Origin of the sequence: Tamaricihabitans halophyticus (genome assembly GCF_004340875.1) — a bacterium.
GTDB lineage: Bacteria > Actinomycetota > Actinomycetes > Mycobacteriales > Pseudonocardiaceae > Tamaricihabitans > Tamaricihabitans halophyticus.
The window spans coordinates 48,795-66,667 of the sequence record NZ_SLXQ01000013.1 but is presented as its reverse complement, the minus strand read 5'-3'; the positions used below and the strand labels follow the sequence as shown (position 1 = coordinate 66,667).

The 17,873-nt window shown below is 65.3% G+C and carries 19 protein-coding genes, 1 tRNA gene and 2 pseudogenes; 14 read left to right on the top strand and 8 right to left on the bottom strand.

Translation table 11 applies throughout. From position 1 onward, the window contains the following. Positions 1-13: 13 nt before the first annotated feature. On the bottom strand, positions 14-1,489 hold the full coding sequence (locus EV191_RS23550) for a flavin-containing monooxygenase (protein WP_132879492.1): 1,476 nt from the start codon (positions 1,487-1,489) through the stop codon (positions 14-16). A 121-nt stretch (positions 1,490-1,610) separates the two neighbouring features. Between EV191_RS23550 and EV191_RS23545 the strand changes: the two genes are divergently transcribed. Both EV191_RS23545 and EV191_RS30660 read left to right on the top strand, forming a co-directional pair. Further along, positions 1,611-2,282, top strand: coding sequence for a TetR/AcrR family transcriptional regulator (locus EV191_RS23545; RefSeq protein WP_132879491.1), 672 nt, complete (start codon positions 1,611-1,613; stop codon positions 2,280-2,282). 204 nt (positions 2,283-2,486) lie between these two features. Beyond that, the gene (locus EV191_RS30660; protein ID WP_243659179.1) at positions 2,487-3,011 is read left to right on the top strand and encodes a hypothetical protein; all 525 of its coding nucleotides are present in this window, start codon (positions 2,487-2,489) and stop codon (positions 3,009-3,011) included. Positions 3,012-3,122: 111 nt separating this feature from the next. Here the strand turns inward: EV191_RS30660 and EV191_RS23535 are convergent, their stop codons facing one another. Next, on the bottom strand, positions 3,123-3,344 hold the full coding sequence (locus EV191_RS23535; RefSeq protein ID WP_132879489.1) for a DUF3618 domain-containing protein: 222 nt from the start codon (positions 3,342-3,344) through the stop codon (positions 3,123-3,125). 144 nt (positions 3,345-3,488) lie between these two features. On the opposite strand from EV191_RS23535, the gene EV191_RS23530 reads away from it, so the two are divergent. The 3 genes from EV191_RS23530 to EV191_RS23525 all read left to right on the top strand — a co-directional run bounded on the left by EV191_RS23530 (position 3,489) and on the right by EV191_RS23525 (position 4,941). Next, positions 3,489-3,562 (top strand) — tRNA-Leu (locus tag EV191_RS23530). 202 nt (positions 3,563-3,764) lie between these two features. Continuing rightward, the gene (locus EV191_RS30190) at positions 3,765-3,962 is read left to right on the top strand and encodes a hypothetical protein (protein WP_165913070.1); all 198 of its coding nucleotides are present in this window, start codon (positions 3,765-3,767) and stop codon (positions 3,960-3,962) included. Beyond that, the gene (locus EV191_RS23525) at positions 3,934-4,941 is read left to right on the top strand and encodes a LysR substrate-binding domain-containing protein (protein WP_165913069.1); all 1,008 of its coding nucleotides are present in this window, start codon (positions 3,934-3,936) and stop codon (positions 4,939-4,941) included. The genes EV191_RS30190 and EV191_RS23525 overlap by 29 nt, the downstream gene beginning before the upstream one ends. 32 nt (positions 4,942-4,973) lie before the next feature. On the opposite strand, the gene EV191_RS23520 is transcribed toward EV191_RS23525, so the two are convergent. The 4 genes from EV191_RS23520 to EV191_RS23505 are packed head-to-tail and all read right to left on the bottom strand — an operon-like array spanning position 4,974 to position 7,634. Then, positions 4,974-5,273, bottom strand: a complete 300-nt coding sequence (locus EV191_RS23520; RefSeq protein ID WP_132879486.1) for a hypothetical protein — start codon at positions 5,271-5,273, stop codon at positions 4,974-4,976. Beyond that, entirely contained in the window at positions 5,270-6,565 is a 1,296-nt protein-coding gene (locus EV191_RS23515; RefSeq protein ID WP_132879484.1) for a hypothetical protein, read from the bottom strand. Before EV191_RS23515 ends, EV191_RS23520 begins: the two co-directional genes overlap by 4 nt. Beyond that, the gene (locus EV191_RS23510; protein ID WP_132879483.1) at positions 6,565-7,206 is read right to left on the bottom strand and encodes a DUF3558 domain-containing protein; all 642 of its coding nucleotides are present in this window, start codon (positions 7,204-7,206) and stop codon (positions 6,565-6,567) included. The genes EV191_RS23515 and EV191_RS23510 overlap by 1 nt, the downstream gene beginning before the upstream one ends. Before the next feature lie 2 nt (positions 7,207-7,208). Next, complete coding sequence (locus tag EV191_RS23505; protein ID WP_132879481.1) at positions 7,209-7,634, bottom strand: PE domain-containing protein; 426 nt, start codon at positions 7,632-7,634, stop codon at positions 7,209-7,211. Between the two features lie 188 nt (positions 7,635-7,822). On the opposite strand from EV191_RS23505, the gene EV191_RS23500 reads away from it, so the two are divergent. The 6 genes and pseudogenes from EV191_RS23500 (at position 7,823) to EV191_RS23480 (ending at position 12,316) form a co-directional block, all read left to right on the top strand. Continuing rightward, positions 7,823-8,977 (top strand): GyrI-like domain-containing protein, encoded by a 1,155-nt coding sequence (locus EV191_RS23500; protein ID WP_132879480.1) that lies wholly within the window; start codon positions 7,823-7,825, stop codon positions 8,975-8,977. Between the two features lie 245 nt (positions 8,978-9,222). Continuing rightward, positions 9,223-9,405 (top strand): annotated as a pseudogene (locus tag EV191_RS30655) (NADPH-dependent FMN reductase); the annotation flags it as partial. After that, positions 9,405-9,677 carry an NADPH-dependent FMN reductase gene (locus EV191_RS30650; RefSeq protein ID WP_243659189.1) on the top strand — a complete coding sequence of 91 codons (273 nt, stop codon included), beginning with the start codon at positions 9,405-9,407 and terminating at the stop codon, positions 9,675-9,677. The pseudogene EV191_RS30655 and the gene EV191_RS30650, both read left to right, overlap by 1 nt. A 52-nt stretch (positions 9,678-9,729) precedes the next feature. After that, positions 9,730-10,461, top strand: a pseudogene (locus EV191_RS23490) (MFS transporter); the annotation flags it as partial. Positions 10,462-10,801: 340 nt separating this feature from the next. Then, complete coding sequence (locus EV191_RS23485) at positions 10,802-11,788, top strand: o-succinylbenzoate synthase (protein ID WP_132879477.1); 987 nt, start codon at positions 10,802-10,804, stop codon at positions 11,786-11,788. Between the two features lie 63 nt (positions 11,789-11,851). Continuing rightward, a complete protein-coding gene (locus EV191_RS23480; RefSeq protein ID WP_132879475.1) occupies positions 11,852-12,316 on the top strand; it encodes an SRPBCC family protein in 465 nt (154 codons plus the stop codon). A 16-nt stretch (positions 12,317-12,332) separates the two neighbouring features. On the opposite strand, the gene EV191_RS23475 is transcribed toward EV191_RS23480, so the two are convergent. Next, entirely contained in the window at positions 12,333-13,001 is a 669-nt protein-coding gene (locus tag EV191_RS23475; protein ID WP_132879474.1) for a molybdopterin-dependent oxidoreductase, read from the bottom strand. A 107-nt stretch (positions 13,002-13,108) separates the two neighbouring features. On the opposite strand from EV191_RS23475, the gene EV191_RS23470 reads away from it, so the two are divergent. The 3 genes from EV191_RS23470 to EV191_RS23460 are packed head-to-tail and all read left to right on the top strand — an operon-like array spanning position 13,109 to position 16,506. Then, a complete protein-coding gene (locus EV191_RS23470; protein ID WP_132879473.1) occupies positions 13,109-13,345 on the top strand; it encodes a MerR family transcriptional regulator in 237 nt (78 codons plus the stop codon). 14 nt (positions 13,346-13,359) lie between these two features. Beyond that, positions 13,360-14,364, top strand: coding sequence for an adenosine deaminase (locus tag EV191_RS23465; RefSeq protein ID WP_132879471.1), 1,005 nt, complete (start codon positions 13,360-13,362; stop codon positions 14,362-14,364). 57 nt (positions 14,365-14,421) lie between these two features. After that, positions 14,422-16,506, top strand: coding sequence for a M28 family peptidase (locus EV191_RS23460; RefSeq protein WP_132879470.1), 2,085 nt, complete (start codon positions 14,422-14,424; stop codon positions 16,504-16,506). A gap of 81 nt (positions 16,507-16,587) precedes the next feature. Here EV191_RS23460 and EV191_RS23455 read toward each other — a convergent pair whose 3' ends face one another. Further along, a complete protein-coding gene (locus EV191_RS23455) occupies positions 16,588-17,658 on the bottom strand; it encodes an IS110 family RNA-guided transposase (protein WP_132879468.1) in 1,071 nt (356 codons plus the stop codon). Positions 17,659-17,873: the final 215 nt, after the last annotated feature.

Sequence of the window (17,873 nt, the reverse complement as noted above, 5' to 3'; positions counted from 1 at the left end):
CGCTTTCGCCCAGTTACGCGGCGCCGAGCAGTTCGAAGTCCGCGGCGTTGATTCGGCGGGTGCGCTGCCAGTACCGCCAGGTGAACCCCGGCCATACGGTGCGGTTCACCCCCATCGCGTCCAGGTACCAGCTCGTGCAGCCGCCCTGGCTCCATACGCCCTTGATCAGCTTGTGCTGGATCTCCTCGTTGAAGCCTGCCTGCACTCGTTCACGCACATCAAGCGCTTGCGCCCGGTGCCGCTCGACCAGCCGGAGTGCCTGTGCCACATAGCGAATCTGCGCTTCGATCATGAAGACCACCGAGTTGTGCCCCAGCCCGGTGTTCGGCCCGAGCAGGAAGAACAGGTTCGGGAAACCCGCGACGTTGATCCCGAGATGGGTCTGCATGCCCTCCTGCTGCCACTGCTTGGTGAGCTTCCGTCCGTCCAGGCCGGTGATGTCCAGGTAGTCGAACGCATCGGTGACATGGAAGCCCGTACCCAGGATGATCGCGTCCACCTCGCGCTCCGTGCCGTCCGCGCTCACCACGCCGTTCGGCCGCACCTCGCGAATCCCGGTGGTGACCAGCTCGACGTTGTCTCTGTTCAGCGCCGGGTAGAAATCATTGGAGATCAGCACCCGCTTACAGCCCATGGTGTAGTCCGGGGTCAACGCCCGCCGCATCGCCCGGTCCGGGACCTGCTTGGCCAGATGCCGCTTGGCGACCTGCTCGCCGAGTTTCTGCAGCTTCGGATGGCCGTTGAAGCCGATCGCGCGCGACTCGAGGAACCAGTACAACAGGTTGCGGTAGACCCGCTGTGCGCCCGGCACCGAGCGGAACATCCGCTTCATCCGTTCCGGAATCTCGTGATCCGGTTTGGGCATGATCCACGACGGCGTCCGCTGGAACAGGTGCAGTTCGCGCACGTCCGGCGCGATCTGCGGGACGAACTGGATCGAACTCGCGCCGGTACCGATCACCGCGACTCGCTTGCCGCGCAGGTCAACGTCGTGATCCCAGTTCGCGGAATGAAAGACCGGGCCGGAGAACTCGGACAACCCCGGCAGCTCCGGCGTCTTCGGAATATGCAGTGCCCCGACGCCGGACACCAGGAACTGACCGATGAACTCGGCACCGGATGTGGTCTCTACCTGCCACTGCCCAGCTGATTCGTCCCAGCGCGCACCGGTCATCTCGACGCCGAAGCGGATGTGCCGGCGCAGGTCGTACTTGTCCACGACGCGCCGCATGTAGTCCCAGATCTCCTGCTGCGGCGAGAACGACCGTGACCACTCCGGATTCTGCTCGAAGGAGAACGAGTACATATGCGACTGAACATCACATGCGCACCCTGGATAGGTGTTGTCCCGCCAGGTACCGCCGATATCGGTTGCCTTCTCCAGAATCACGAAGTCGTGCTGGCCGTCCTTCTTGAGCGCGATGGCCATGCCGAGCCCGGAAAACCCGGTTCCAACGATGACGACCTTAGCCGTTTCCCGCTTGCTCATTACGCCGGTCCTCCTCGCGTTCCAGCTGGTCAACTGCGACTCAGCGGTAGCCGTCGGGCTTTTCACCGATTACCTTACTACGAGTAGGTTACTTCCGGTAGGGATCGGGTAGACTGGGCGCATGACGACGAGCGCGCCGCGCAAGAAGCGGATGCCACGGGCCGAGCGCGAGCAACAGATGCTCACCATTGCCGAGGAAGTGTTCGTCGAGCAGGGTTTCGTGGCTTCCTCGATGGACGACATCGCCGCGCGCGTCGGCGTCTCCAAACCGATGATCTACGAGTACTTCGGCTCCAAAGAGGGACTGCTGGTCGCCTGCATCCGGCGCGCCAAGGCGGAGCTTTTCGACTGCGTGGCAAATGCCGCCGCCGGGATCACCGATCCGGAGATGGCGCTGCGCAGTGGATTCACCGCGTTCTTTCGCTACGCCGATGAACACCGACTGTCCTGGCAGCTGGTACTGAACAACGAAGGCGCGCTCGCCGGTAGCGCGGCGGCAGAAGCGATCGAGGAGATCCGCACCGAGCAGACCACGCTTGACCGGGCGCTTCTGGAAACGTTCGTGCCGCATGTGCCCGGCCAGACGCTGGACGCGATCGCCGAGATCATCGTGGGCGCCTGCGAACGACTGTCCCGGTGGTACGTCCGGACCGAGGGCGTGACCGCGGAGGATGCCGCCGAGTACGTTATGCGACTGGCCTGGTACGGATTGCGCCCGCTCGTCGCGAGCTCGGACGAGAACGTCGAGCCCGTCCAGGGAAGCCACCCTGCCCAGGAGAACAACGGAGCGTAGTCGCCCCGGCGAACTCCGATACCTTGGCGCGCCCTGTCGTCTCAGTTAACGTGAGTTGTTCCACAACTGAACGAATCTGTATCGATTATCGGATGCGGTAGGTACGGATGGAGGCGACACTCAGCACGATCAGGTTAACCGCGTCATGCAGAACCCGCCGTGGGGTCGCACCATTGTGGATATGCATGGCCTGGGAGGGGTTGGATGACAGTGGAACCAATCACCGTGAACTATGTGTCATCGGACGGCGGCGATTGGAAGGTGACGGTTACTGGCGGGGGGCAGGAGCTGACTGGTCAAGCGCCGGGCATTATCGCCGCGCGGGACCGGGCCGACCAGTTGATCGAGAAGGTCGCGCCGAACGAGGAGGGCCGCACGGCGGTGCACCTGCTCAATGGTGACGCGCTCGAGTTCACCACCGCGTACATCAACGCCCGGATCGGGCGTACGGATGCCACCGAGACTGATTACGCCGAGACGGACTATGCCGAGCCGGGCAACGGGCTTGGTGAGCAGCCGGACGGCGCGGATGTCAGCCAGAGTGACGCAGCGGTAGCTGAGGCGGGCGAGACGCCGGCGAATGAGGCGGACGGGGCCGTGAACGGCGCGGAAACGGCCGAGGCGGTTCCGGAACAGGCGTCTACCGAACCGCCGGCGAACGGCATCGCATCGGCCCTTGAGACCCAGAAGGGTGATCTTACGGCCGAGGCAAACGCGGCGAATCCCTAGCCGCTGAACGAGGGGCGACTCCCCTCATTGGTCTGTATGGCCCGAGCACAGCGGATCACGATGTGCTCGGGCACGAATGCGCATGGCGCGCGCTGAAGGCCGAGTGGGCAGTCAGCGCAGCAGTTTGCGCAGGAGCAGCAGCGCGATCAAGACGCCGCCGCCGATCAGCGGGTAGCGCACCTTGGGGTCGTCCAGCTTGGTGCGCGCCGCGGTCTTGGCGCCATCAGCAAGGCGCTTCGGGTTGGCCTTCACGCTCAGCTCGTCCACGGTGGCGGCGAGCGAATCGCGTGCCTGCTCGATCTCGCGCTGAATAGTGTCAGGGTCGCGGGCCACGTGTCCTCCTCGCAAAGGCGTCCTTACTGACGCAGCCCTACCGTAGATCACCGCGAAATCGACCACACAGTCGCCCGGGATGCCTGCTCCGCGTAGCTCAGAGGTGGCCAGCTAAACTCAATGCCGTTCGCGCGATGTCGCGCCGGGCCCGTAGCCCAATTGGCAGAGGCACATGGTTTAGGTCCATGCCAGTGTGAGTTCGAGTCTCACCGGGCCCACAAGCAGCTCCTGACCTGCAGCAGGGCATTCAGCTCCCCACCCGCCAACAGGGCACGTACAGCAGAATTGCAGCAACACATTGGTGTAATTCGCCGGCAGCGATCAACTCGCAAGGTCGACTAGTAACGTCCGACTGCCTCGGCGCGAGTACTTGTCATCAGCCCGCGAGGTGCGAGCCGCCGGAGCCTTGCGAGGCTAGCCATGGGCGCAGTCAACGCGGCGACCACAGTCCAATGGGTCGCGTTCGTGCTCGCCGCACTCGTCACCACCACCGCACTGAGCGTTCTGGTTCACCGCACACCGCCGAACGACGTCGATCCCGGCCATGATCCGGACGACTTCCTGGGCGTCCAATGGGCACGGGGCCGACATGGATCGAAACGACCCGACCGTCAGTGATCGACTGCGGATATACCGCCCCAAGTATCTGCCGATCCTTGGGGCAGTCGCTCTCGTAGCCGTTGGCGTCAGCCTGCTCGGCGCGTTGCTCTCCAATGGCGAAGGGGAATCAGACACGCCTTCCGTCACGGTCCTGTATGAGGTCGAGGGCGATGCGACATCGGCGACGGTCACCATCCTGGAGCGAAACCTTGGCGTGCAGCTGTTTCTGCGCCGACCCCGTGGGGTTGTCGTCACGCCAGTCGGACGTCGCGTGCTCGCCGACGCGCGGCGATTGCTGTCCGGGGTGACGGATCTGCAGAACGCGGCACGGGAAGCACACGAGTCGATGTCCGGCAGCTTGGTGATCGGCTGTTACAGCACGCTGTCCCCCATCGTGCTGCCACCGGTGATCGCGGCGTTCGCCGAGCGGCATCCCGATGTCGATCTGACGTTCGTCGAGGGCTCGCAGGGGTACTTGCGAGAGCAGCTACGCAGCGGCGAACTGGATCTTGCCGTGCTGTATCACTATGACTCGGAGCTGTTCGCGGTCAGCGCGGAGTTGGTGCGTACCCGGCTGGTGCACAGTCCGCCGTATGTGCTGTTACCCGCTGACCACCGGCTCACCGTACGGTCGGCACTGTCGTTGCGGGAGTTGCAGCCAGAACCCATGATCCTGTTTGATCTACCGCCCGGTGGTGAGTACTTCCGGAGTCTTTTCGTCGCGGAGGGACTCGAGCCGACCGTCCGCTTCCGCACCACCAGTTTCGAAATGGTTCGCGCCCTAGTCGCACGCGGGCTCGGCTATTCCGTCCTGAGCCAGCGCACCAAGATCACCAGTAGTTACGAGCAGCGGGAGTTCGTGACCCGGCCGCTCAGCGGCGATCATGGTGGCCTGGATATCGATATCGTGCAGTTGCGCGATGCCCAACCAACCCTGCGTGCGGACGCGTTCATCCAACAATGCCACGAATCAGTGGAACCACTGTTTCAAAGCTAGCGATCGCGGTTCGGCAGCGGCCAGTGGGGTTGTTATCGGTCCAGTTCGGCCTCGCGCAGGTATTCCTTGGCTCGTTCGAGGTGTTCGTTTCCGGTTTCCAGATCGCCGCGTCCCATCGCGGTCAACGCCTCGGTGTGGAGGGCGTTTCCGGTAGCCAGGTTCAGCAGCTTTTCCCGAGCGCCTTCACCGAGTAGCGCTTCGCGGGCGGGGCCGTGTTGCCACAGCCGATGCATGCACTGCTCGATCTCGGCGTGCCGGGACGCCGCGTGGCGGGCGTGTGCCTGCCATTGCTCCCGCACCGCGGCCAACGAACTGTCCTCCGGCATACTCATCGCGGCGCGTTGGGGTCCTCGCCGATCACCGGTGGTGCGGTCATTTCGTCCGTGCCGAAGGTGCCTTCCTTGTCCGGCTCGATCAGCCAGGTCTTGCGCTCGTGCTCCTCGTCCTCGGAACCCCTGCCGCGCTGCCCGCCGGCCATGGGGCCACCGGCCATACCACCCCGACCGCTCGAACCGGCCGCACCGGTTTTGGCCGCCGACTCCGCCGCGGCCATACCACCGGGGCCGGCACCGGTCTTCGGGCCCGCGCCGGGCGTGCCACCCGTCCCGGGGCCGCCTCCACCGGTCAACCGCCCGGCTGCGCTGCTGCCTGGGCTACCGGCGACTCCGCCACGCGCACCGAAGGCGCGGCCACCGCGCGCGGTGTCGCCACCCATGCCGGCAGCGGCGCCGCCCATCAACGGGGCCATACCCATACCGGGCACTCGCCCGCCACCGGGGGACGTGCTGGGGTTGTAGCCGGCAGCGGCGGGATTCGCGCCCTGCGTCGGGCCCACGCCCGTCACCGAACCCGGCGCACCCGGGCCAGGACCACTCGTCACCGGTGGCCCGCTTGGCCCTGAACCACCGGTCACATTCGGCGCGCCACCAGTGGGCAGCGCACCTGGCCCACTCGTCACCGGCGGGCTCCCACCGGGGGTGCCGCCGGACGGGCTGCTAGAGAACCCGGCTGTCGTAGTGGTGCCGGGGCTAGTGGTTTCCGGGGGTGGCGCGACGGTCTGCCCCTGCGGGCCGGACTTGTTGTCCCGGACGGCGATCTCGCCGTTGAATTCGGGGAATTTCGGGTACTGCTGTGGCATCGACCGCACATTGGAACCGCTGTCGGTGTCGTAAGCCTGGTAGATCTCGCCGTTGCGCCGCGACTTCTCGTTGTATTCCGATACGGCTTTTTCGGTGTCCGTGTCCCACGGGGTCATCGAGTCCCAGACTCCGGTTTCCGGTGGGCTGTCGGGCACCGGCTCCATCCGGTCGCGCGAAGCGAGGAACGACTCGCCCTGGGTCTGATGCGCTTTTTGCGCCTTCATCAGCGCCTCGGAACTTTCCATGGCGCCCAGTTCCAGCGGGTGGGCAGCCTGTTGGGCGTTGTCCGCGGCGTCCCCCTGCCAGCCTGCCCTGATCAGATCCGCGGCTTCCTTCGCCAACCGGTTGATCCGCGCCTGTGCTTCGCTCTGCCGCGTCGCGGAATCCCCCGCTGCCACCAATGACTCCACGCCGGGACCACTGTGCATCATCTGATAAAGCGCGGACGCCGAAACCGTGGCCTCCCCGCGAATCTCTTCAGCCATCACGAACCCCTTTTCATCGTTTCCACCGCCATCGTCGCCACCCGATGCGCGGCCTCACACGGATCCGACGTCTCCCGCTTGTCCCGCGAGGTATTCACCGCAACCTGGGCCATCAACTCATCACTAAGTCCCAGTGCCACCCCACAAGATCCTCGATCCCGAACGTCAATCGAATCGAACGCCACCACGGGATGCCCCTGAATCGGCTCAAGTTCTTCGAATACCTCATTCTGCTCCCGCGAGGCATACAATGAACTAATCCCGTCCGGAAGATCATCGAGGAACCCAACAGACGCGCTTGCCGCCTTAGCGGGATCAGACCATCTACATTTTCGCCCATACGGCGCCGGACTTTCATCTCCCTCAACGGGCAGTCCCAGACGGCCGACCTGATCCGACGTCAACGACTCACACGGCTCACCGACAAACCGACTCGCATCAATCGGATCCGTCACTGCGGGCGCACCACTATGCGGCAACACTTCATTCCCGCCCGGAGACGACTCCCCACTACTCGATTCGGTCGCTGCGGGAGTCCCACCCGCTGGAACGGCCTCACCGTCCTCCGGCTGCGCACACCCAGCGAGCAGCACGGCAGCCGCGCTCAGCAGTACGACGGCATGCCATGCCCGGGATCGCATGCTCAAATCTCCTCATCGGATGACTGCGAAGCCTGACGCATGGTGTCTGCGTTGTCGGACTCCACACCCCGATAGTCATTCAACGCGCCCTGATACGCGGCACGAAGTTGCCACGCATACCGCACCTGTTCATCCAGCGAACGCCGATAGTCTTCACCGTTACGGTTCATCTCCGGCGCAACACGCTTACTAACCGGGTCCTCACCGGGCGGCAGAATCGCCGTCATAGTTCGCACGTCCTCGTCGCTGTCCGAGATTGCGTCGATCAGCTCGTCGAGTTTGGCAACGATGGCGACGAGCTGCTCTTCGCTGTACTCGTACTTCCCGCCGACCGGGCCCGGCTGCCCGAAACCATCTTTGACCCGATCAACAAAATCGCCGATCGTGTCCCACACGTTCTGCAAACCACTGCCGTCGCCTTCAGGCATAGCCGCCCTACCTCCTATCCCCCGCAGGGGTGACAGACCGTGACCCCGCCATTACGCAAGCTACCAGCCCAAATCGGCCCGTGGGGAAAACGCTTGCGTTCACCTTCGACGCACGGATCGGCCACTCGGTTCCATCCACTCTGGGGAGAAAATCCGGCGCACGAGTATTCTAGTGCTAGAATGAACAGATGCCCGCAGAGCTGACCGATGGCGAGATGACCGTGCTCGGGCTACTCATCGAACAACCGCGGCACGGCTACGACCTCGAGCGAGTGATCGAGCAGCGCGGAGTACGCGCGTGGACGGCCCTCGGCTTCTCCTCGATCTACTACGTACTCGACAAACTGGCCAAACGCGGGCTCATCGAAGCCACCAGTACGCCCGCCGGCAAGAAATCCCGCGCGGTATTCGCCGTGACCAGTTCCGGGCGCGAACTCTGCGCCACGGCCACCCGGGACGCGCTCACCGCCCTGACCCCGGCGCGAGCACGGGTACTCATCGCGATGGCGAACAGCCCAATCCTGCCGGCCACGGAAGTCGCACACGGACTCGCCAACCGCCTCGGCGCGCTACGCCAGCAACTCACCGAAGTCCGCGCCACCCGCGTCGCTCAGCAACCGCTACCACCAGCAGCCTCGGCGATCTTCGACTACAGCGAAGCCATGCTGGTCGCCGACATCAACTGGACCGAAGCCACATTGGACACGTTCAACAAGGAATCCACAATGGACAAGTACGACATCAAGAAGGCGCACAAGGAGCTCTACGCGCCCCCTTCGAAGGACTTCACGGTCATCGACGTGCCCGAGTTCCAGTACCTCGCGATCGATGGGCGCGGCAATCCGAACACCGCTGCCACCTACACGAACGCGGTCGAAGCCCTCTACGGCGTTGCCTACACGCTCAAGTTCGCCAGCAAGAAGACCCTGGGCAGGGACTTCGTGGTCGCCCCACTCGAAGGTCTATGGCGAGCGGACGACCCAACGGTGTTCCACAGTCGCCGCAAGGACCAGTGGGAGTGGACCATGTTGCTCAGCCAACCGGACTGGATCACCGAAGACATGGTCCGAACCGCGATCGACAACGCGCGCGCGAAGAAAGACAATCCCGCGCTCGACAACGTTCAACTGCGCACCATCACCGAAGGAACCTGCGTACAGATCCTGCATATCGGCTCCTACGACGAGGAAACACCGACACTGGACCGATTGCACAACTCCTATCTCCCGGACAACGGCCTGACCTTCAACGGCGACCACCACGAGATCTACCTCAGCGACCCACGCCGCACGGCGCCGGCAAAACTGAAAACCATCCTGCGTCAGCCCGTACGACCGGTATAGCCCGGCCACGGAGCACCGGAGTCGAACTTCACAAACTCACCCAACCGCCTGTATCGATATACTTCGCCATATAGTGGCGGACCGGCAGCACACGCCGGCGCAGCGGACATCGCTCGCCGCGCCGCGCTCATCGCACTCGGCGTGCAGGTCTGCCTGGTCTATCTGCCATCGCTCTACTACGGCAGCGTGCTGTGGCTCAGCCTCGCCGGTTTCGATCCCGGCACCGCGCTACTCATCCTGCGCGGCTGGCTCTGAACGAGGCCGCTCTACTCGAGATTCTGGCCGGTGACGATGAGCACGCACCACTGCCGGAGCCGGTCAAGGCGCTACAACCGCGACTCGCCGGCGCCGACATCGTGGTCACCCCAGTGTACAACCGCGGCTCCCCGGCGCCACTGAAGACGGCCATCGACTGGTACTTCCACGAGTGCAATGCCAACCCGTCGGCTTCGTGTCCTACGGCGGGATCGGTGGCCGCCTGTTCGCGGTCGAGCAGCTACGCCAGGTGTTCACCGAAGTGCACGCGACCACCATCCGGCAGGCGATCAGCTTCGACAATTTCTGGGAGCGCTTCGACGAGCACGGCGAAACCGCCGCAGATGAGTCACTGGAAAGCGCGGCCAAAACCTTTTTGGACCAGCTGAGCTGGTGGGCCAACGCGCTGCGGGTAGCCCGTGCCGCACACCCGTACGAGCCGTAGACCGTCGAGGAGTCCACAGCAGACACCGCGAACGTTTCCTTTGGAGTACCCCATGCACCCAGCCGCAGACGCTGCCGCCCCACCACGGGCAAGAGCCCGAGAATGGCTCGGCTTAGCCGTTCTCGGGCTTCCCTGCCTACTGCTGGTCATCGATATCACCATGCTGTTCCTGGCGATCCCGGTGATCACCGCTGATCTCGGCGCCGGCAGTACCCAGCAGCTGTGGATTCTGGACATCTATGGCTTTATGATCGCCGGCTTCCTGGTCACCATGGGCGCCCTCGGCGACCGGATCGGCCGCCGCCGGCTGCTGATGATCGGCGCCGCCGCGTTCGCCGTGGCTTCGGTGGCCGCGACTTTCTCCACCAGCGCCGAGATGCTGATCGCCACGAGGGCACTACTCGGTGTTGCCGGCGCCACCGTGATGCCCTCCACCCTGGCCTTGATCCGGAACCTCTTCCTGGACACCAAACAGCGCGCGCTGGCGATCGCGATCTGGTCCTCCACGCTGATGGCCGGCCTCGCGCTCGGCCCAGTGGTTGGCGGCATCATGCTGGAATCGTTCTGGTGGGGCTCGGTGTTCCTGCTCGGCGTGCCCGTGATGACACTGGTGCTCCTCGCCGGCCCGTTCCTGCTCCCGGAGTACCGTGATCCCGCTCCCGGACGGCTGAACCTGACGAGCGTCGTGCTCTCGCTGTTGGCGATCCTGCCGACGGTCTACGCGATCAAAAGCGCGGCCAACTACGGGATCCAGCCCGCCACCTTCATCGCGCTGTTCGTAGGGCATGCCCAGCTCGGTGGCCGAGCCTGCCGAGCAGGGCATGCCGTCAGCCGCGGCGGCGGCCGACGCACTGCCCGCCGCGCAGGCGGAACCGTTGCGCAGCGCGGCCGAAAGTGCCTTCACCGCCGGGCTGGCCACCGTTTCCTACCTGAGTGCCGGTATCGCACTGGGACTGGCTGTCCTCGCCGCGCTGTTCCTCAAACCACGGAAACCTGACCATCCCGTCGCGGAGGAGCGCGCCGTGGCCGAGACCACCGACATTCCGGCGCACAACTGATCCACTCCACGGTGGCCGCGCGCATGGGAAGCTCATGGCACGAGCTGCTGGCCGAGGAGACGCCCGATGACGAACGAGATCGACTTCGCTGGAGCCCGGAGCTACGCGATCCCGATGCGCGCCCGGTTCCGTGGAATCACCGTGCGCGAAGGCATGTTGCTCGAAGGTCCCGCCGGCTGGGGTGAGTTCTGCCCGTTCGCCGACTACGACGACGCCACATCGGCCGCATGGCTGGCAACCGCGATCGAACAGTGCACGATGGGTTGGCCCGAGCCGGTACGGGACCGCGTTCCGATCAACTGCACCGTGCCCACGGTGAACCCGCAGCGTGCCTACGAGCTCGTCGCCAGCTCCGGGTGCCGAACCGCCAAGGTCAAGGTTGCCGACCATCCCGGAGCGCTCGCCGAAGACCTCGCTCGGGTGGAGGCCGTCCGCGCCGCCCTCGGCCCAGCGGGCGCGATCCGGGTCGATGCCAACGGAGCCTGGGACACCGACGCCGCGGTGTCCCAGATCCGCCAGCTCGACCGGGCGGCGCACGGTCTCGAATACGTCGAACAACCGTGCCGCACCATCGACGAGCTCGCCGCCGTGCGAAGGAAAGTGGCGGTACGTGTCGCGGCCGACGAGTCCATCCGGCGGGCCGAGGATCCGCTGCGGGTGGCCGTCGCGGGGGCGGCGGATATCGCGGTGATCAAATGCACGCCCCTCGGCGGGGTGCGGCGTGCCCTGCGGGTCGCGGAAGCCGCCGGGCTGCCGTGTGTGGTCTCCTCCGCGCTGGAAACCAGCGTCGGACTGGCGGCACAGCTCGCGCTCGCCGGCGCGCTGCCCGAACTGGACTTCGCCTGCGGCCTCGGCACCCTTTCGCTGCTGGAGCAGGACCTGGTGGCCGAAGCCGACGGGTTCCGCCCAGTCGACGGCTACCTGCCCGTACCCCGCACACCACCGGCGCCGGAAGCAACCCTGCTCGAACGCTACGCACCGGCCGAGACCAGCTGGTGGCGCAACCGGCTGGCTCGCGTTCGCGCGCTGGTCGATGCCGGACAGGTCGGGTAACCCGCGGTCGCGAACCGAGCGTTACCGGTCCCGGAGCACGGATCAAGCACTTAGCATGGCCGCATGAGCGAACTGACCTACCAAGAGTCGATCGTCGTCGCCTGTTCCCCGGAAAAGCTGTACGACCTGGTTTCCGATGTCACGCGAACCGGCGAGTGGAGCCCGGTGTGCAAGGAATGCTGGTGGGATGAGGGCGCCGGCCCCTATGCCGGCGCTTGGTTCAACGGGCGGAACGAAGAACCCGGCCGGACCTGGGAAACCAGGTCCAAGGTGCTGGTCGCGGAACGCGGTAAGGAGTTCACCTGGGTGGTGAACGGGAACCTGGTGCGCTGGAGCTACACGCTGGAACCGGTGGATGACGCTACCCGGCTGACCGAGTCGTGGGAGTTTCTGCCCGCCGGCCTCGAGTTCTTCGATGAGAAGTTCGGCGACGACGCTCCGAACCAGGTGCAGCACCGAATCCGGTCCGCGCGCACCGGCATCCCCGCCACGCTCGCGGCGATCAAGGGCATCGCCGAGCGCGAATAGGCCGCCGTCCGGCGATTCAGCCGTGGCTTCGCGCGTAGCGGGCCCGGACACGCGGTAGTAACGCGCGCCAGATCGGTCGCCACGCCCGGCCGGGCAGGAACCGGCTGCGCTCCTCCCGAGCCACCCGAGCACGCGGATGGCCGAGCCACCGCGCCGAACCGGAGTCGTAGGCGCGCAGGTACTCGATCGCGCAGACGTGCCGGACACTCTTGTAGCCGTAATGCGCGGGAGCTACCAGCCGTGCCGGCGCGCCCTCGTCGACCGTCAGTTGCTGGCCGTTGAGGGCATCGGCCAGCAACACATCATCGGCCAGTGCGTCGTCGAGAGCCAGGCAGCTCCGGTAGCCGTCCAGCCCGGTGAAGCGCACCCACCGGCAGCCGGGATGCGGCTGAACCCGTTCGGCAAGCAGCTCGTGGACCGCGCGAAACGACACTCCGCTCCAGCTCAGGTCCGTGGCGCTCCAGGTGGTGACGCAGTGCAGATCCGCGCGCCGCGCATGCTGGCGCGGCAGGGCGAGTAACTCGGCCAGGTCGAACTGGCTGGGTCGGCGTACCACCCCGCCGGCCCATACGTGCGGTCGCTCCGGCACTACCGGCCGCACTCCGGCGAACCAGGGCAACCCGAAGCGCAGTAGCGCGGCGGGAGCCTGGCCACGAGGCAACCTGTTTGGGTGGGTATCAGCCATCGATTCCCCACCCTATTCGTGCCCTACTCGGGTTAGCAGTCTGCGCAACCAGGTGAAACCGGACAACTCATCGGGCGCCCCGTGGTCTCGGTCACTAGGACGGGAACATGACCTGGCTGACTCCCAAGGAAGTGGCGGAGCTCGTCGAACGCAATCCAGTGCGGATCTACCTCGCGCTGGAATCCGGCGAGCTGCACGGGCACCAGCGGGTGCCGAACGGCCGCTGGTCGGTACACACCGACTCGGTGCGCGCCTGGCAGCATGGCGCGGATACCGCGGCCGCCTGCGGCTGCAGGCCACAGGCGGTAACCGCGAAACGTCGGCAGGGCGGAAGGCAGCGTTAGGTATCGTCCCCGCTATGCCAAGCGAACCCGGTATTTCGCGAATCCCGAAGGCCGAGCTGCACGTCCATATCGAGGGCACGCTCGAACCCGAGATGGTGTTCGATCTCGCCGCCCGCAACCAGGTGCCGCTGGCGTACGACTCGGTGGACGAGCTGCGGGCGCGCTACCGGTTCACCGACCTACAGTCCTTTTTAGATATCTACTACGCGAATATGGCGGTGCTGCGCACCGAACGCGACTTCGCCGATCTCGCCAGTGCTTACCTGACGCGCGCCGCCGCGCAAGGAGTCCGGCATGCGGAGATCTTCTTCGACCCGCAGGCGCACACCCGCCGTGGCGTGCCGATCGCGACCGTGATCAACGGCCTGAGCGCGGCGGTTCGCGACGCCGCGCCCGAGACCTCGGCCGAGCTCATCCTGTGCTTCCTGCGGGATGAATCCGCCGAGTCGGCGATGGAAACGCTGCGTGCCGCCGAACCACACCTGGACCAGATCATCGGGGTTGGCCTTGACTCCGCCGAAGTGGGCTATCCGCCGGCGGGATTCACCGAGGTCTTCCGCCAAGCGGCCAAGTTGGGCTTGCGCACGGTGGCACACGCCGGCGAGGAAGGGCCGCCGGAATACGTCCGGCAGGCGCTGGACGAACTGGGCGTGCACCGAATCGACCATGGCATCCGGGCGCTGGAGGACGCGGAGTTGGTCCGCCGGTTGCGGATCGAGCAGATCCCGCTGACCGTCTGCCCGTTGTCCAACGTGCGGCTTGGCGGGTTCCCGGATCTCGCCGCGCACACACTGCCGCGACTGCTTGACGAAGGGCTGCTCGTCACGATCAACTCGGACGATCCCGCGTACTTCGGCGGTTACGTCGGCGACAACTTCGCGGCGATCCACGAACAGCTGGCCATCCCGGAGGCACGACTGTACGAGCTGGCGACCAATTCCATCCGCGCGTCGTTCTTGCCGCACGAGCGGCAGCGCCGACTACTCGATGAGATCACCGAGTACGCAGCGAAACCGTGAATTTCGGACGTCTGGGGGATGGTGACCTGCGGCACAACCGTCGTTTAATCGTTCACTATGCGAACGATTCGTCGAATTCATGTGCTGGGGCTCGCCACCACAACGGCGTTAGCCCTGTTCGCCGCGACGCCCGGTGCGGTCGCTGAGCAAGAACCGCTGCCCGGGTTCACCCCTGACCGGTCCACGGAGCAACGCGAGCTGGAGAAGCTGTTCCGCGAGTCCATCGACCCCGCCCAAGCCAAACAACTGAGCACCACCCTGGCCAGCAAGCCCCAGCTGGTCGGCACCGAAGGTGCCAGAGAGAGCGCCGACTACTCGGTCGACAAGCTTCGCGAATGGGGCCTGGACGCGAAGCTGGACAGCTACTCCGTCTATGCCTCCACGCCACGGGACATCAGCGTCCGGATGACGGCACCACAGCAGCGCGAACTCAGCGTCAAGGAAGCGCCCTACCCCAGCCACGAGGAGCACTACGACGATCTTGTCGTCGGCTACAACGCCTACTCCCCCGCCGGTGACGTGGCCGGCGAGGTCGTCTATGCCAACTACGGGCTGCCCGATGACTACGCCAAACTCGAGGAACTCGGCGTGGACGTGACGGACAAGATCGTGCTGGTGCGCTACGGCGAGAGTTTTCGAGGCGTCAAGTCCAAAGTGGCCGAAGAGCACGGCGCCAAGGGCGTGCTGATCTACTCCGATCCTGCCGACGATGGCTTCGGCCAGGGACCAGTGTACCCGGAAGGGCCGTGGCGTCCCGCGGATTCCATCCAGCGAGGCAGTGTGCAGTACATCTTCAACTATCCGGGAGATCCACTCACGCCTGGCGAACCTTCGGTGCCCGGCACCGATCGGCTGGATCCCGAAGAAGCCGGCAATCTGCCGCAGGTCCCGACGACGCCGATCTCCTACGGTGCAGCGGAACCGTTACTGCGGGCGCTGGACGGGCCAGAAGCACCGAAGGAGTGGCAAGGCGGGCTGGACTTCCCGTATCAGGTTGGCCCCGGTGGCACGGAAGCCGAGTTGAACCTGGATATCGACTACGAGCAGACTCCGGTGAACAACGTGGTCGCGGAGATTCCCGGTAGCACCAAGCCGGAGGAGAAGATCGTCATCGGTGCGCACTACGACGGTTGGACCTTCGGCGCGGCCGACAACACCAGCGGCTGGGTATCCACCATGCAGATCGGCTACGGGTTGGCCAAACTACTCGAGCAGGGTTGGCAGCCGGAGCGCACCATCGTGCTTGCCGGCTGGGACGGCGAGGAGTACGGCCTGCTCGGTTCCACCGAGTACGCCGAGCAGTACGCCGATGACCTGCTGGACGGCGCCGTCGCCTACCTGAACATGGATGGCACCGGCGGGAAGAACTTCAGCGCGGATGCGGTTCCGGCGCTGGATGACACGCTGCGCTCGGTGACCAAGGACGTGGCTGATCCGAACCATGGCACGGTGTACGACAACTGGGTGGCGAACTCGGATGGTGCACAACCGGAACCAGGACGGCTGGGCAGCGGTTCGGACTACACCGCCTTCCTCGACCATCTCGGCATCGCCTCGGCTGCTGCGGGGTTCAGCACCCCTGGCGGGGAGTATCACAGCACGATCGATGATTTGCAGATGATGTCCAAGTTCCTCGATCCCGGCTACATCGGCCACGCACAGGCCGCGCAGGTGACTGGGATGGTGGGGCTACGCCTGGCCCAGTCGGATGTGCTGCAGCTCGGCTACGCCAGCTACGCCGAGTCGGTGCAGGGGTACCTCGACGACGTCGCGGACCGGGGGCTGAACGTCACCGGCGCCAAGCAGGTCGCGGCACGCTGGCAGGAGGCGACCGAACGGTTGGAGAGCCGTCGTGATCAACTCACCAACAGCGGCGGCGAGCAAGCCGAGTTCGACCGGGTGAGTGCGGCTGTGCTTGCCCAGGAGCGGGCGTTGACCAGCGAGCGCGGGCTGCCCGGCAGGGACTGGTACCGGCATCAGGTGTACGCGCCCGGCGAGTACACCGGTTACGCCGTCCAGGAACTACCGGGCGTGAACGGCGCGCTGGACGACGGCGATACGGCCACCGCGCGGAAGTATCTGGCGCTGCTCACCGGCGTGTTGAACGACGCGGCGAAAGCCGCCGACCGCGGCACGCGCTAACCAGTACGAGCGCCGCCCCGTGACCGCGTTCCCCAAGGATCTTGTGGCCACGGGGCGTGACCGCGTTCTTTAGGGATGCTCCTATGGATGTCTAGGGGTGTGTGGGGTGGTTTGGTTGAGGGTGTTGTAGATCTCGCGGGCTATGTAGCGTTTGAGGCAGCGGATGATTTCTTTTTTGGTTTTGCCTTGGTGTGTGCGTTGTTGGGCGTAGTTGCGGGTGTGGTGGTCCCATCGCAGGCGGCATAGGGCGATGCGGTGTAGTGCGGCGTTGGCTTGTCGGTCGCCTCCGCGGTTGAGTCGGTGTCGGTGGGTGTTGCCGGAGGAGGCGGGCAGGGGTGCTGCGCCGCAGAGCATGGCGAAGGCGGCTTCGGAGTGGAGTCGGTGGGTGTTGTCGCCGGCGGTGACGAGTAGTTGTCCGGCGACGTCGGGGCCGACGCCGGACAGGTGGCATAGGTGGGGGTTGATGGCGTGGACGAGGGGGGCGATGAGGTCGTCGAGTTCGGTGATGTCGGTGGTGAGTTGTTGGTGTCGTCGGGCGAGGTGTCGTAGGGCGAGTGTGGTGGCGATGGTGGGGTCGGCGGCGCGGGTGCGGTCGGGTCGTGTGGTGGCGCAGGTGTGGATGAGTTGACGGTCGCTGAGTGCTCGGAGTCGTTGGCGCAGTGTGTCGGGGGCGGTGACGATGAGGGCTTTCATGCGTCGTTGTGTGTCGGCTCGTTGTGTGATGGCGCTGCGGCGGGCTACCCGTAGGTTGCGGAGGGCCTCGACGCGGCCGTCACGGTCTTTGGGGATGCTGGTGCCCCGGGCCGACAAGGCCGCCTGGGCGGCGGCTTCGGCATCGATGGGGTCAGATTTCCCTCGCCGACGGCGGGTTGCGCGGTTCGGGCGATCAACCTCGACGATCGCTGTTCGTTCGGCTGTGAGGTAGCGGACCAGTCCGGAGCCATACACACCCGTGCCCTCGACACCCACCAGGACCAGTGTCCCGAAAGACCGTAGCCAGCTCAGCAAACGGGCATATCCAGCACTGTTCGCGGGGAACTGGGCCGTGCCCAACACTCGCCCCGTCATATCAACCGCCACCACGGTATGAGTGTCTTTGTGAGTGTCCACACCACCAGTGACCTCGACCGAATCGTGTGCGATGGTAGTCATCGCTGCCCCTTTTTTTACTCGACTGACACGGGCAACACGCACCAGCCAGGCGAACGGACAAAACAGTGATGGGACCTCTAGGCCAGGCTCCTATCAGGTCACAACGCCAACACCGGTGAGTGCGAACGGGTGCCTCCCGGCACGGGCCGACAGATCCACAACAAGACCCAAAGTCAGTTAGAGAGCGGGTCACACCCACACCGAGAGGCACCCAC

Excerpts from the sequence above, each read along its gene's own strand:
- EV191_RS23550 (WP_132879492.1), bottom strand. The coding sequence starts at position 1,489 with ATGAGCAAGCGGGAAACGGCTAAGGTCGTCATCGTTGGAACCGGGTTT.
- EV191_RS23545 (WP_132879491.1), top strand. The coding sequence starts at position 1,611 with ATGACGACGAGCGCGCCGCGCAAGAAGCGGATGCCACGGGCCGAGCGC.
- EV191_RS23505 (WP_132879481.1), bottom strand. The coding sequence starts at position 7,634 with ATGCCTGAAGGCGACGGCAGTGGTTTGCAGAACGTGTGGGACACGATC.
- EV191_RS23510 (WP_132879483.1), bottom strand. The coding sequence starts at position 7,206 with ATGCGATCCCGGGCATGGCATGCCGTCGTACTGCTGAGCGCGGCTGCC.
- EV191_RS23515 (WP_132879484.1), bottom strand. The coding sequence starts at position 6,565 with ATGGCTGAAGAGATTCGCGGGGAGGCCACGGTTTCGGCGTCCGCGCTT.
- EV191_RS30660 (WP_243659179.1), top strand. The coding sequence starts at position 2,487 with ATGACAGTGGAACCAATCACCGTGAACTATGTGTCATCGGACGGCGGC.
- EV191_RS23525 (WP_165913069.1), top strand. The coding sequence starts at position 3,934 with ATGGATCGAAACGACCCGACCGTCAGTGATCGACTGCGGATATACCGC.
- EV191_RS23475 (WP_132879474.1), bottom strand. The coding sequence starts at position 13,001 with ATGGCTGATACCCACCCAAACAGGTTGCCTCGTGGCCAGGCTCCCGCC.
- EV191_RS23480 (WP_132879475.1), top strand. The coding sequence starts at position 11,852 with ATGAGCGAACTGACCTACCAAGAGTCGATCGTCGTCGCCTGTTCCCCG.
- EV191_RS23485 (WP_132879477.1), top strand. The coding sequence starts at position 10,802 with ATGACGAACGAGATCGACTTCGCTGGAGCCCGGAGCTACGCGATCCCG.
- EV191_RS23470 (WP_132879473.1), top strand. The coding sequence starts at position 13,109 with ATGACCTGGCTGACTCCCAAGGAAGTGGCGGAGCTCGTCGAACGCAAT.
- EV191_RS23520 (WP_132879486.1), bottom strand. The coding sequence starts at position 5,273 with ATGAGTATGCCGGAGGACAGTTCGTTGGCCGCGGTGCGGGAGCAATGG.
- EV191_RS23465 (WP_132879471.1), top strand. The coding sequence starts at position 13,360 with ATGCCAAGCGAACCCGGTATTTCGCGAATCCCGAAGGCCGAGCTGCAC.
- EV191_RS23500 (WP_132879480.1), top strand. The coding sequence starts at position 7,823 with ATGCCCGCAGAGCTGACCGATGGCGAGATGACCGTGCTCGGGCTACTC.
- EV191_RS23460 (WP_132879470.1), top strand. The coding sequence starts at position 14,422 with ATGCGAACGATTCGTCGAATTCATGTGCTGGGGCTCGCCACCACAACG.
- EV191_RS23455 (WP_132879468.1), bottom strand. The coding sequence starts at position 17,658 with ATGACTACCATCGCACACGATTCGGTCGAGGTCACTGGTGGTGTGGAC.
- EV191_RS30190 (WP_165913070.1), top strand. The coding sequence starts at position 3,765 with ATGGGCGCAGTCAACGCGGCGACCACAGTCCAATGGGTCGCGTTCGTG.